Source organism: Aldersonia sp. NBC_00410 (genome assembly GCF_026342035.1).
Lineage (GTDB): Bacteria > Actinomycetota > Actinomycetes > Mycobacteriales > Mycobacteriaceae > Aldersonia.
This window is the reverse complement of record NZ_JAPENM010000001.1, coordinates 276,602-289,736: the sequence shown is the minus strand read 5'-3', so window position 1 is coordinate 289,736 and position 13,135 is coordinate 276,602. Positions and strand designations below refer to the sequence as shown.

Below are 13,135 nucleotides of genomic sequence, written 5' to 3'. Positions count from 1 at the left end.
TCTCAGCCGGGCACAGGGTCGCGGCGCCGGTCGTTCGGCAACGCGACCGCCGCGACTGCCACCACGAGGATCGAGCAGGCGACCAGCGCCAGCGCCGTCGGCAGCCCGGTGCGCTGGGCGACGAGTCCGATCACCGGCGGGCCGATGAGGAAACCGGCGTAGCCGAGCGCCGAGGCCACCGAGACGCCGATGCTGCCCTTCGCCGCGCCGGCGTGCGCGATCCCGATGGGGAACAGGCACGCCACGCCGGCGCCGGCGATCGCATAGCCCAGCAGCACCACCGGTACGGCGGGAATCAGGACGAGGAACAGCGCACCGGCCGCGACCAGCGCGCCGGTGACTGCCACGGTGCGGGTGCCGAACAGCTCGATCAGCCGCGTTCCGTAGGCCCGGAACACCGCCATCACCAGGGAGAGCAATGCGAATCCCAGCGGTGCCACCCACAGCGGTGCGCCCACCTCGTCGGCGAGATAAATCCCCGACCAGCTCGCGGTCACCCCTTCCGCGAACGCCGTGCCTGCCGTCAGTGTGGCCGCTGTCAGCACCGCCGCCCAGGCGAGACGAACCGGTCGACCAGTCGGGGCGGCGGCGGTTTCGGTCGGCTCGACCGGCGGAATCGGTGGGCCGGTCGTCACGAACAGGCGCGCACTGGTGAGCAGCACCGCGACAATCCCGGCCGCGCCGACCAGCGCGAGGTGCGTGAGCACGTCGAGGTCGATCGCCGCGGCCACGGCGCCGAGGCCCGCTCCGGCGAGCGACCCGAGGCTGAACGCGGAATGGAACTGCGGCACGATCGGCCGGCCCGCGAGATCGGCGAGCTGGACCGCGGCCGAATTCATCGCGACATCGGTCGCGCCGTAACAGGCGCCGAAGACGACCAGGGCGAGGCCCAGGCTGGCGGCGGAGCCCGCCATTGCGGGCAGCGTGATGGCCAGGCACAACGCCAGCAGCGTCACGCACGCGACCCGGTACGGCGCGCGGTGATGGCAGATGACGCCGGTGATCGACATCGCGGTGAGTGCGCCGACGGCGGTCCCGGCGAGCGCGCTGCCCAGACCCGCGGCGTCGGCGCCGATGTCGTCCTGCACCTGGGGTAGCCGGCTCACCCACGACGCGAACAGCGCACCGTCCGCCGCGAAGATCGTCAGCAGACCACGGCGTGCGACCGGAAACCGATCGAGCACGGCGTCAGTGTTCCAGACGGAGCAGTGTTCCAGACGGTGTGTGCACAGCTGCCGGTTTTCCGGCCGCCGTGTGCCGCACCGTGGTGACGATTAGGCTTGGCCGTAAGCGACTTGCGCAGGCGGGATCCTATGGTTCGAGGCGAACGAGCACCGTCGGGGCTACCACGCGCCCGTCGTCGTGGCATCGGCGTCGTTCCGGTCCTGTTCGCCATACTCGCGGTGTTCGTTGTGCTCGGCGGCTTCGAACAGTGCAGCGGACCTTGGTCGTTCGGCACGCAGGCCGTGCAAACCGTGCCCGCGCCGCCGCCCCCGCCCTCACCGCCGCCGCTCGACCCGGTAGCGGTACGCGGGATCGCCGACCCGGTGTTGGCGAACATCGACGTGTCCATCGAACCGCTCGGATTGCGCGGCGCCGGAACGGGAATCGTGCTCACCCCCGATGGGCAGATCCTCACCAGCCACCACGTGGTGAAGGGCGCGAGCTCGATCGCGGTCACCGATATCGGCACGGGCGAGACCTTCGACGCGGAGGTGCTCGGCTACGACGCCACCCGTGACATCGCCCTGCTGCAGCTCGACGGTGCCGCGCAGTTGCCCGTCGCGCGCGTCGGTGACTCCGCCGGGGTCCGGGTGGGCAACGAGGTGATGGCAATCGGGAACGCGGGCGGCGATGGCGGCGAGCCGACCGGCGCGCTCGGTGTGGTGACCGATCTGGACCGCTCGATCATTGCGCGCAACGAGGCCGACTATTCACGCAAGTCGCTCGACGGATTGATCGAGATCGAGGCCGACGTCTCGGCGGGGCAGTCCGGTGGATCGCTGGTCGACTGGTCCGGGTCGGTGGTCGGCGTAGTGACCGCGGCGTCCGGTGAACTCACGCGGGAACTGGCGCAGCCGACGAACGGATACGCGGTCCCGATTGCGGACGCGATGGGCGTGGTCGACCAGATCCGGTCCGGTCGCACGTCGGACACCGTGCACGTGGGACGGACCGCAGAGCTCGGGGCGCTGATCTCCAACGTGCCGGGCGGGGCGAAAGTCGATGTGGCGTTGTATGGTTCGGCCGCGTATCGGGCGGGTATTCCGGACGGTGCAGTGATCACGGCGGCGAACGGTCGGCCGGTGGGTTCGACCGAAGATCTGCGTGCCGTGATCACCCGAGCGCAACCGGGCGAGATGCTGGACCTGGGCTGGATCGACTCCGGCGGTGCCCTGCGCCGGACCGTGCTCGAACTGGACGAGGGACCACCGAACTGACCGGGATCAACCGCTCCGGCCGTTGGTCGTTGTTCGCGATCGGAGTCGAGACGAAGGGAGGACAATCGCAGCCATGAGCGAGTCACCTGACATCGAAGAACCGCTCGACGACGTTTTCGAACAGCGCCAAGAGGTCGGCGAGGAACCCGACCTGCCGAACCCGGATGCGGTATCGACCGAAGCGAATCCGGCCGACGTCTGGGAGCAGCAGATCGAAGTCGTGCGGGGCGACGACGAGGACGAGTTCCGCGCCTAGCTAGGAGTTCTGTTTCGCCTCGCCGAGATCGGTTGGCGCCTCGTCGGCCGGGCCGTTGCGCCGGGCGGACAGCGGCAGGATGACCCAGCACGCCAGCAGGAGCGCCGCGACCCCGCCGGCGGCCAGGCTCGCCGCAAGCGTGCCAACGACCACCGAAAATATCAGTGCCACAACGCCGGTGAGTGCTAGGCCGAGCAGCAGCAGGCCGATCAGCGCGCACAGGTGGGCGGCGTCGACGAGCTGGTCGAGTTGATGGCGGCGAAATAGCAGGCGATGCATCCCCACCGGGGCGACCAGCAGCGCCGTGGCGCTGATCGAACACATCACGGTCGCGAGATAGATCGCGGTCTGCGTGTCGGAGAGCTCTTCGAAACGGCTCTGGAACGGCAGAGTGAGCAGAAACCCGGTGAGCAGTTGGACGCCGGTCTGCACCACACGCAGTTCCTGCAGCAGGCTCAACCAGTTGCGGTCGAGGCGCTCGGTGTGCGTTTCGTTCCGCGCACTGCTGTACCAGTCGTCATTGCCTGTGGCCTGCGGTTTCACGTTCAAACAGTACCCAGCGCCTACCTGGATAATCCCGGTTCGACGCATTCGCATGAACTGCGCCGGTAAGTGGGTGTACCGGGAGTAACGTTGAATTCAGTATTGGCGGACATCGGTAACGGATCCGCTTTGGTACATGAGGAGAGGAGCCCTCATGAGTCTCAATATCTTTGCCGGCTGGGCCGGTTATCTGCTCGCGTTGGTCGCGGTGATCTCGCTTGCCGGCTTCCTGGTAGCCGCCGGCTACGGCTTCACGGGATGGGCGGTCATTTCTGGCATCTGCTTCGTCGGGGCAGTGTTGCTCGGCGTGGCGATTGTCGGTGGCACGGTCCGGCACGACCACCGGCTGCATCAAGACACGCCACACATGTTCTGAGCGGCCGCTGCGGTCCGAGGGCGTTCGAGGTCTCGGACCGAAATGTGCGCTGCCTGCCCGATCTTGACAGCGATCGCGACGCGGAACACACTCGTGGTTGTACCTATTACGCGGAGTACCGGATAAATCGGCACCGGAAGAGTCGGTGTCGGACGGTCCCGCGATCGGCGTGCTACCAACGGAGGTGGGCACGGTGTCGAGTGTCGAACCGAATGTCGACAGGCGACGGCGACGACTGCGCAGGATCGCTGACGGCGAGGATCGCGAGCGCACCGCGGAACGGCTACTGCGCTCCTCCGCCGAACGGTTCTACGACCCGGACGTCGACATCGACTGGGACGCGCCGTGGGTGGACGGCAAGATCTGGCTACCCGAGCGGCGCATATCCCTCTACGGCACGAAGTTGTGGCAACAGCTCACCCCGGAGCAGCGCGTGGAGCTGGGCAAACACGAACTGGTGAGCCTGCTCGGCTTCGGGATCTGGGCCGAAGGGGTGCTCAGTTCCGTGCTGCTGCGCGTGGTCGGGCGCGGCCCGGTGACGTCGCGGCATTCGCTCTACGCGCTCACCGAGCTGGCCGAGGAGGCCAGGCACTCGACGATGTTCGCGCGTCTCATCGAGAAGACCGGCATTCCGCCCTACCGCCAGCCGCGCTTCGCCCGACTGCTGGACAAGGCGGTGCAACTGATGCCGATCGGTCCGGCGACCTATGGCGGCACGCTGCTCATCGAGGAAGTACTCGACCGCGGGCAGCGGGAGGCGATGGCCGACGAGAACGTGCAGCCGCACGTGCGCCAGTTGATGCGCATCCACGTGCTCGAAGAGTCCAGGCACATCGGGTTCGCCCGCGGCGAGTTGCGTCGTGGACTCGGAAAGCGGGGTGCGATTCGACGGGCACCGCACCGTGCGGCGCTCGCGTTGTTTGCGCTGAACGTCTACCCGCTGATGGTCACCCCTCGGGTCTACCGCGCCGTGGGGATCAACCCCGCACGCGGATTCGTCGCCGCATTCCGCAGTCCGCAGTACCGGGCCAACATGACGTTCATGTCCGAGCCGATGCTGCGCTACTTTGCCGAAGTCGGCATGTACGACGGGGCAGTGACCAAGCGGCTGTGGCGGCTGACGCGGTCGGTTCCCCACGATCTCGCCAACGGTGAACGACCGACCCCAGCATCGACTGAACGGAACCGTTCAGTCGATCTGATCGACTGAACGGTTCCGTTCAGTCGATGGGGTGGGGGTGTGCGGCGGTCAGGGTTGGCGTTCGACGGTGATGGTCAGCCCGGCCGCCGGCAGCCGCTCGAGCAGGGTGTCGCCCATGACGGTGGCGGGCGTGGCAATGCCGGTCACGGTGGACAGCTTCGCCTCGTCGAAGGCGAGCGCGAGACCGCATTCGCCGAGCATCTTCGAGGTCGCCGCGTAGCCGGGGTCACCCTTGCCGGCAACCACCGTGCGGTACTTCGCGCCCGAGGAGGTGCGAGTGAATGTCTCGCATTTGAACCAGCCTGCGCGTTGTACTTTTTCGCTCGGTCCGGTCCCCGGTTTGGGCAGGATCCGGTCGAGGATCCGGTTGCCGAACCCGCGGCTGAGTACGGCCATCAGGCCGAGGCCCGCGACGAGTCCGCCGGCGATGCCTGCCGCGACCACCGGGGCCGCGGGCGCCTTGCCGGTGCCCATCACCTCTCGGTAGCGGAAGTCCTTGCCGTACGCCCAGCCGAGTAATGCGTTGCTGCGCCGCACAATTCGGGTGTTGTAGGCGGCCATCACGAAGGTGGCAACCCAGCCCGACAGGCTCGGGTCGATACTTTTCGCCGACGCCAGTGCCGAATCGGACTGCTTACCCAGGTCCGGCTCGAGCGCACGGTCCGGGCTCAGTGCGTACGGGTCGCCACTGATCTTGAGCAGCGACCGATCCGCCATGACCGCCTCGGCCTGGCCCCGTCCGGACGCGATCGTGCCACCGCTCATTCCGCCCTTCACGGTCGCGACCATCGTCGCCTCGGTAAGCTCGCCGGTGCCGTCGGAGAGGGCTTGCTTGTAGGTCGCATAGACACCGAGATCGGAGGGGACCGAGTCGTATCCGCACGAATGCACGATCCGTGCACCGGAGGCAAGCGCGTGCTCCTGGAAGCGCTCGATGCATTCGCGCACGAACAGCACCTCGCCGGTGAGGTCCGCGTAGTGGGTGCCGGCATGCGCGCATGCTTCGACCAGCGGCAGACCGTATTTCGCGTACGGGCCGACGGTGGTGACCACCACTCGCGTCCGTGTTGCCAGCGCCGCGACATCGGACGCGCTCGCGGCGTCCGCGGTCACGATCGCCCAATCCTGCGCGGTCGCACCGAGTTCGGCGCGAACCTTGGCGAGCTTCTCGGCCGAGCGTCCGGCCAGTGCGATGCGGGCAGTCGCGGGGGCCGCACCGGCGAGATAACCCGCGGTGATCTTCCCAACGAAACCCGTTGCGCCGTAAAGCACGAGATCGAACTCGCGCTCGCCGGGCCGGGTCGGCTCTGTCGTCGGCTCGCTCATCATTCCCCCGTCTCGTTGGCTACCGTTCGGTGCTGCGATCGTGCGCGTAGTCGCTTTCGCACGCTACGCGGCGCGCTGGTGTCGAGCCACTGCCGATGCGCGCGGCCGAGTTCGGTGGCCGGTTCGTCACCGTACATCCACTCCCGTGCGATGCGGTGCCAATTGGCGCAGGCCTCGAGCTGGCCGAGCACGCCGAAGGTGAGGAAATCCGCGCGCCGCGAGAACAGATGCTCGGGCGGCAGGTTCTGCTGCTTCATACCGACGAACTCGGTCGCGCGGGGGTCGATCGCGAGCAGGAAAGCGCCGCTGGCCAATTCGGGCGTGACCCGCAGCGCCTGATCCACCAGGCACCATTCGGAGGCGGCGTACACGTAGTCGAGACACTCGTCGACCGAGACCGGCGTGGTCGAGTCGAACACCCCGCGTTCCCGCCATAGGCGGTGCAGGTCTTCGCCGCGGTCCTCGGCGGCCGCGCGCAGGCAGGCGAGTTCGAAATCGACCAGGGCGGGGTCCATCTTGTTGAACAACCCGAAGTCGATGAACGCAACGCGGCCGTCCGCGCCGAGCAGGACGTTGCCCGGATGGGGGTCACCGCAGAACTCGTCGAAGCTGAACAGTGAGCCGATATAGAACCGGTAGACGATCTCGCCGATGCGGTCCCTGGCGTGCTGCGGCAGCTCGCGAATGCCCGCGAAACCGATCCCGGGGAAATATTCGCTCACCAGCACCCGGGTGCTGCACAGTTCGGGTATCGGCGGTGGGACCGCGATGAACGGGTGGCCGCGGAACACGCCGGCGATCCGGGCGTGCGTGCTCGCCTCCAGCCGGTAGTCGAGTTCGTTCTCCAGGTTGCGGGCCAGTTCGTCGATCAGGGCAGGCGTCACCCAGGCCACCGCGGACTGCAGCACCCGGCGCAGCATCACGAGATTGCGCAGGTCGGCGCGCACCGCGGTATCGATGCCCGGATACTGGACCTTCACCGCCACCGTGCGGCCGTCGTGCAGCCGGGCCCGGTACACCTGCCCGATCGACGCGGCTGCGATCGGCTCGTCCTCGAACTCGGCGAACAGCTCCGAAATCGGTCGGCCGAGGTCGGCCTCGAGCACCGCCCGCATATCGGCGAACGGCACCGTCGGCGCACTGTCGCGCAGCACCGCGAGCTTCTGTTGGAATGCCTCGCGATGTTCGGGCGGAACGAGGTCGAGGTCGAGCACGGACAGCATCTGGCCGAGCTTCATCGCGATGCCCTTCATGCCGCCGAGCACGGTGACAAGCTGCTCGGCCGCGCGGACCGTCGACTCTTCGCGCAGTTGTTCGCGCACCCGCTCGGAGCGGCCGACCATCGCCATCCTGGTTCGGCCGCTGCGCAGCACCTGCCCGGCCGCAGCGGCGCCGAGTTTCGAGCCCCTGGCCAGACGTGACGTCGGCACTTGTTTGGGCAACTCGAACCTCCGTTGTCCGAACTGTGCATTCCTGGCCGCTGCGCGGCAGCGCGCCGATGTGCCGCGCGGGGCAGCGTAACCATATGGTCTCGAGCGGCGAAGATACAGGGCAAGAGGTGACGGGCGTTACATTGTTCGGGAAAGGGGTGCCCGTGCGGCCAAATTCTGAAGCAGGGATGTTTCGTAGCTATCGTGGTCCGCACGTTGCGGTAGTTTCACCCGAGATGGGGAAGGGAGTCGGTGTGGCTGTCAACGGCTACGAGCGACCGGTGGCGGCCGACTACGTCACCGAGAACGTTCCGAAGATCACCGTTTTCGACGGTCCCAGCTGGCAGAGTCTCGCGCTGCGCCGCGTGCTGCAGTTGACCATCCGTCCCATCCTGCAGACCTGGGGCGCACTGCCGAACCTGCCGTGGCCGTTCGGGGTGATCGACAAGGTAGGCGAGGCGCTGCCGCCGATCAAAGGCACCCGACATCACCCGGTGCAGCTGCCCAATTGCGACGCGGAATGGCTGCGCGCGCCCGAGGTGACCAACGACGACCGGGTGCTGCTCTACCTGCACGGCGGCGCATTCATCTGCTGCGGGCTCAACACCCACCGCCGGCTGCTTTCGATGGTCTCGGCCGCGTGCGAGGCACCCGCGCTCAGCGTCGATTACCGGATGCTGCCGGACACGCCCATCAGCGCGTCGGTCGAGGACGGTCTCGACGGGTATCGATGGTTGCTCGACCAGGGCTACCGCGCCGATCAGATCGTCTTCGCAGGTGATTCCGCGGGCGGGTTCCTGGTGCTGATGACAGCCCTGCTCGCGCGCGAACGTGGGCTGCCGAGCCCGGCCGCGATCGTGTGTCAGTCGCCGTTCATCGACACCGATCCGTGTCGCAAGCTCGAATGGCTCGGCGACATGCTCGACCCCTTGTTCCCGGCCAACGCCCTCATCCGGCTGACCGAACTGATGACGCAGGTCGAGGCGCAGCGCGGCCACCTCTACCACGGCCGGGTCGGCTCACCGCTGGACGCCGATCTGTCCACTCTGCCCCCGGTGCTGGTCCAGTCCGGTGCCGCCGAGTTGCTTGCCGTGGACGCCGAGCACATCGCGGCGCAGATCGCCGATGCCGGTGCGATCTGCGAACTCGAGCTCTACGAAGGCCAGTTCCACGTCTTCCAGGCCGCTGCGGATCTGGTGCCCGAGGCTGCGGACGCGATCGAGCGGATCGGGGCGTTCGTCAACAAGCACATCCCCGCCTGACCCCGAGGCGGTCTTCGACGAGACGGTCTTCAACGAGGCTGTCGGCGGTCAGGTCCTACAGTCCCGACTGCGCTTGCGCGCGCCCCTCGGTGACCGCGGCGTCCAGCGCTGCGAAGTCACGTTCGTTCTGATCGGCGTACTTCTCGGCGAACTCGGCGATGGCAGTTTCGAACACATCGCTCTTGCCGAGGTAGGCGGCCAGGGCGACGCGATCCCCTGAGCAGGCGTGCGCGCGGGCCAGCGTCCAGCCGCACAGGCCTGCGTAGGCGGCCATGCCCTTCGCGACCATTTGCTCGATCGGGAACGAGAACTTCCAGTCACGAAGTTGCCGGACGTAGTAATCGCGCTCCAGGCCGTCGACGCCGACCGAGCGCTGCCAGCCGAGAAAGATATCGCTGGCCGCCTGCATGAGGTGCTGTCCGGCGACCACGCGTTGACCCTCGTTGGTGTATTCGCCGGCACCGCAGTAGCCGGCCAGCACGGACGTCTGGGCCTCCTTGGCCTGCAGGAACAACGGCTCTCGCCCGTCGTCGGCGGCGAGGAGCAGAATCCACGCCCTGGTTCCGACGCTGCCAACCCCGACGACCTTGCGCGCCATCTGGATCAGATCGAACTGCTGCAGCAGGTATCTGCGGTCGGACTGCAGTGTCGTCTGGTAACTGGTCAACATGTCGTTGATCTGGGCGTAGAGCCCGTCGGACTGCACGTCGGAGAACAGGTCCTCGACCGGCACGATCAACGGCGGGTCGCTCACAATCCGGTGCCGGCCTTCGACCAGGGTGGTCAGTTTGCTCAGTGCCTGCATACTGTCGCGAGTGCGCGCCTTGGCCAACGCCTTCTCGGTGCGCTTCATGCTCTTCGCGGCCAGTTGCGTGCCCACCTCGGCCATCGCTTTTTCGATGTCGAGGCGGGCGTACCAGACGTCGAGCAACGGCATGTCCGCGAATTCGCGCAACGCCGTGCGGTAACGCCGCGCGCCCTCCACGATCACGGTGCGGCGCTCCGCTGGGGTGAACTGGTTGTCCCGCCCAGCGACGGCAAGGCTCGCTGCGAGCCGTTTCACGTCCCACTCGAAGGGACCCGGCAGCGTCTCGTCGAAATCGTTGACGTCGAACACCAGCTGGCGATCCGGCGCGGCGAACGCACCGAAGTTGGACAGGTGCGCATCCCCACACAACTGCACGCGCAGATCCGTGGTCGGGGTGGTCGCCAGATCGGCGGCCATCGGCAGGGCGGCACCGCGAAAATAGGTGAACGGGGACACGAGCATCCGGCCGTGCCGGATCGGTACCAACTCGGGTACCCGCGACTGTGCCTGACTCAGCAGGAGTCCAACCGGATCCCGGTCCGGGGCCGGCTCGAACACGCGATGCGAATCCAGCGGCACCGCTGCGCGCGCCGACTTTCCGTGGGCTTTCCGCTCGGCACGGGTCGGCCGCTCGTTCGCCATGGCTGGCCCTCCAAGTGTTTTCGAGCTGGTCCGCTCGAATTTCACCTCGAATCCTTCGCTTCGCCGCACGTCACGGGGATCATCCGAGTCAGATGATTCTCCGGCCCCCCCACAGCGACGGAACGGGTTAGGCTTGCCGAAAGGGTGGCTGGGGAGCTGCCGGATCGGAATGCCCCGAGATGCATTCAGCAGTCGATCGATACTCGGGCGGGCTCCGAGTGCGCACCTCGCGGCCGGTGGTTCCGGCTGGATTTGTGCACCGCGGCCGGCTCGACAAACTGCTGTCCGAGGGAGTCACCGGACCTCTGACGGTCCTCAGCGCCGGGCCCGGCTACGGAAAATCGCTGGCGGTAGCGGCGTGGTCGCGCGCGGAGTCTGTGCCCGGACCGGTGGCCTGGCTGAATGTCGACGACACCGACGTGTCGAATGCGGCCTTCTGGTCCGATGTCTTGGGCGCGTTGACGATCGCGGGCGTGGTCGATTCCAACAGTCCGCTACGGGAGATGGTGCCTGCCGCGGGCTTCGGTACTCCCGAGGTACTGCGGATTGCCGCGTGCATAGCCGAGTTTCCAATCCCGGTGATCCTTGTTCTCGACGACTTCCATTTCGTCCGGAGTGCCGAGGTGCTCGATTCCTTCGGCCGTCTGCTGGCACACCAACCTCGCCAACTTCGCATCGTGCTCGTGTCCCGTATCGAACCGGAGGTGCGTTTGCCGCGGCTTCGACTCGACGGCGGACTCACCGAAATTCGTGCCGACGACCTGGCGTTCACCGAAATCGAGGCGCGCGAGTTCTGCCGTCGCAGCGGAGTGGCCGTCGCACCCGACGAGCTGAACTTGTTGCTCGGCCGCACCGAGGGTTGGCCGGCGGGCATGCGGCTCGCACTCTTGAGCAGCGATTCCGACGGTGTCGGACGTCCCCGGCGGTTCGTCGAGGGTCATCGGATGATCGCCGAGTATGTGCGCGAGGAGGTCCTCGGCAAGCTGTCGCAGTCGGACCGGGACTTCCTGTTGACGACGAGCATCGTCGAACGGGTCAGTGGTGGACTGGCACGCGAACTGACCGACCGGCCGAACAGTTCCGAGATACTCGAGGAGCTCGTCGCGCGTAACGCACTGGTCGTGCGGCTTGCCGATCGAGGAGAATGGTTCGGCTACCACCCGCTGTTGCGCGAGGTGCTGTGCGAGCGGCTTGCGTCCGAACGCCCCGATGACATCGACGATCTGCACGGTCGTGCGGCGCGGTGGTTCGGCAGGTCGGACGACCCGATCAGCGCGATCCGGCATGCGGCGCTCGGCGGGCACTGGCGCGAAGTAGCGCGTGTGCTCATTGCCGAGGCGCTGCCGCTGATCGCCACGCCGCGCGGTACGGCCCTGGTCGCGGCACTTGCGCCGGCGGCGGCCGAGGCAGCCAGGCACCCGACTCCGGATACGCTGCTCGCCGCCGCGGCGTGCCACTACCAGCGTGGCGATTTCGATGCGATGCTGCGCGACGCGAACGATGCCGATGACCTGCTCGAAGGTACGGCACCGGCCGAACGCGGACCCGCCGACGTCATGATCGGCGTGCTGCGCCTCGTGCACGCCGGGTCCAGGGATCCGGCGTTGGCGCTGGAGCGCTCCCGCCGGCTGCTCGGAATGTTGGAAAACATTCCGCGGCAACAATTTCCCGCGGTACTGCCCTACACCGTCATCGCGCGCAACAACCTGGGCGTCGCGCAGTTGTTCGCCGGTTCGCTCGACGAAGCGGAGTCCAACCTCAAGGTGACGGCGGAGGGTTCGCACCGGCTCGAACTCGGGTCGACCGAGATGTCGGCACACTCGCAACTCGCACTGCTCGACGTGATCCACGGCCGGTTTTCCGAGGCCGCGCTGCGCGCGGACGAAGCCGAGCGATTGGCCGAACGCCACGGCTGGAGCGCCGAGCCGCAAGCACTGGCGCGCTACGCCGCGCAGGCATTGGCGTCCCTGGAAACGAACCGGCTCGACGATGCCGACGAACGCATCGATATCGGTCTCGCGACGAGGGGACCGGGCATCGACGCGGCGAACCGATTGTTGCTCACCGTGGCGGCGGTGGGTGTGGCGGTGACCCGGCGCGACGAGTCGGCCGCTCGGACCGCCGCGGAGCGGTTGCGCGGCGCCCGGGCGCGCGCCGGTGATCTGCCCGAGTTTCTCGGCCGTTGGTGCGCTGCCGCCGAAGCCGATATCTGCTTGCTCGGTGGGGAATTCGCCGCCGTGCTCGAAATGGTCGATGATCCAGGACGCGAGGACAGCTATGTCGCCGGGCTGGAACGCATCGCCCTCGCCAAAGCGCGGATCGGACTCGGGCAACCCGACGCCGCCCTCGAGGTCCTCGGCACGAGCCGGAAAATGTCGCCGTACCGCGGGGTGGCGGTCGAGGTCGATGTACTTGCTGCCGTCGCCGCGGATCAACTGCGCCAGGACTCGTTTGCGTTGACCAAGATCGCCGAGGCGGTCGAGTTGGCCGTCGCGATCGGATCGATCAGACCGTTCCTCGCCGCGGGCGCGCGGGTTCCCGTCCTGCTGGAACGGCACCGCCACGTTGTGGCCAAGCATGTGGACTTCACCGCCGGTCTGCTCGCGGCGCGCGAACACCCAGGGTCGCCCGCAGATCCGTATCTGGCCGCCGGCGAACCGCTGACCGAGCGAGAACTCATTGTCCTGCAATATCTTCCGACAATGTTCAAGGCATCCGAGATCGCTGCGGATTTGTTCATCTCGGTGAACACCGTGAAGACCCATCAGCAGGCGATCTACCGCAAGCTCGGCGTTTCCACCCGGCGTGACGCGGTGGATCGGGCGCGCGAGCTGAAGCTGATCTGACGCA

At 67.3% G+C, this 13,135-nt stretch carries 11 protein-coding genes; 6 read left to right on the top strand and 5 right to left on the bottom strand.

Annotation, left to right across the window (positions count from 1 at the left end):
- Positions 1–2: 2 nt before the first annotated feature.
- Positions 3–1,184 (bottom strand): MFS transporter, encoded by a 1,182-nt coding sequence (locus tag OG921_RS01355; protein ID WP_266110537.1) that lies wholly within the window; start codon positions 1,182–1,184, stop codon positions 3–5.
- Between the two features lie 129 nt (positions 1,185–1,313).
- Between OG921_RS01355 and OG921_RS01350 the strand changes: the two genes are divergently transcribed.
- Positions 1,314–2,441 (top strand): S1C family serine protease, encoded by a 1,128-nt coding sequence (locus OG921_RS01350; protein WP_266110536.1) that lies wholly within the window; start codon positions 1,314–1,316, stop codon positions 2,439–2,441.
- Positions 2,442–2,514: 73 nt separating this feature from the next.
- Positions 2,515–2,697, top strand: coding sequence for a hypothetical protein (locus OG921_RS01345; protein WP_266110535.1), 183 nt, complete (start codon positions 2,515–2,517; stop codon positions 2,695–2,697).
- On the opposite strand, the gene OG921_RS01340 is transcribed toward OG921_RS01345, so the two are convergent.
- Positions 2,698–3,240, bottom strand: a complete 543-nt coding sequence (locus OG921_RS01340) for a DUF6328 family protein (RefSeq protein WP_266110534.1) — start codon at positions 3,238–3,240, stop codon at positions 2,698–2,700.
- A gap of 154 nt (positions 3,241–3,394) precedes the next feature.
- Here OG921_RS01340 and OG921_RS01335 point away from each other — a divergent pair, with 154 nt between their 5' ends.
- Positions 3,395–3,616 (top strand): hypothetical protein, encoded by a 222-nt coding sequence (locus OG921_RS01335; protein WP_266110533.1) that lies wholly within the window; start codon positions 3,395–3,397, stop codon positions 3,614–3,616.
- 193 nt (positions 3,617–3,809) lie between these two features.
- A complete protein-coding gene (locus OG921_RS01330) occupies positions 3,810–4,826 on the top strand; it encodes a diiron oxygenase (protein WP_266110532.1) in 1,017 nt (338 codons plus the stop codon).
- 39 nt (positions 4,827–4,865) lie between these two features.
- Here the strand turns inward: OG921_RS01330 and OG921_RS01325 are convergent, their stop codons facing one another.
- Both OG921_RS01325 and OG921_RS01320 read right to left on the bottom strand, forming a co-directional pair.
- The gene (locus tag OG921_RS01325; protein WP_266111021.1) at positions 4,866–6,143 is read right to left on the bottom strand and encodes a trans-acting enoyl reductase family protein; all 1,278 of its coding nucleotides are present in this window, start codon (positions 6,141–6,143) and stop codon (positions 4,866–4,868) included.
- Entirely contained in the window at positions 6,143–7,585 is a 1,443-nt protein-coding gene (locus OG921_RS01320; RefSeq protein ID WP_266110531.1) for an AarF/ABC1/UbiB kinase family protein, read from the bottom strand. The genes OG921_RS01325 and OG921_RS01320 overlap by 1 nt, the downstream gene beginning before the upstream one ends.
- 242 nt (positions 7,586–7,827) lie before the next feature.
- On the opposite strand from OG921_RS01320, the gene OG921_RS01315 reads away from it, so the two are divergent.
- Positions 7,828–8,835, top strand: coding sequence for an alpha/beta hydrolase (locus OG921_RS01315; protein ID WP_266110530.1), 1,008 nt, complete (start codon positions 7,828–7,830; stop codon positions 8,833–8,835).
- Between the two features lie 55 nt (positions 8,836–8,890).
- Here OG921_RS01315 and OG921_RS01310 read toward each other — a convergent pair whose 3' ends face one another.
- Positions 8,891–10,285, bottom strand: a complete 1,395-nt coding sequence (locus OG921_RS01310; protein ID WP_266110529.1) for a DUF2252 domain-containing protein — start codon at positions 10,283–10,285, stop codon at positions 8,891–8,893.
- Positions 10,286–10,503: 218 nt separating this feature from the next.
- Here OG921_RS01310 and OG921_RS01305 point away from each other — a divergent pair, with 218 nt between their 5' ends.
- On the top strand, positions 10,504–13,131 hold the full coding sequence (locus tag OG921_RS01305) for a LuxR C-terminal-related transcriptional regulator (protein ID WP_266110528.1): 2,628 nt from the start codon (positions 10,504–10,506) through the stop codon (positions 13,129–13,131).
- Positions 13,132–13,135: the final 4 nt, after the last annotated feature.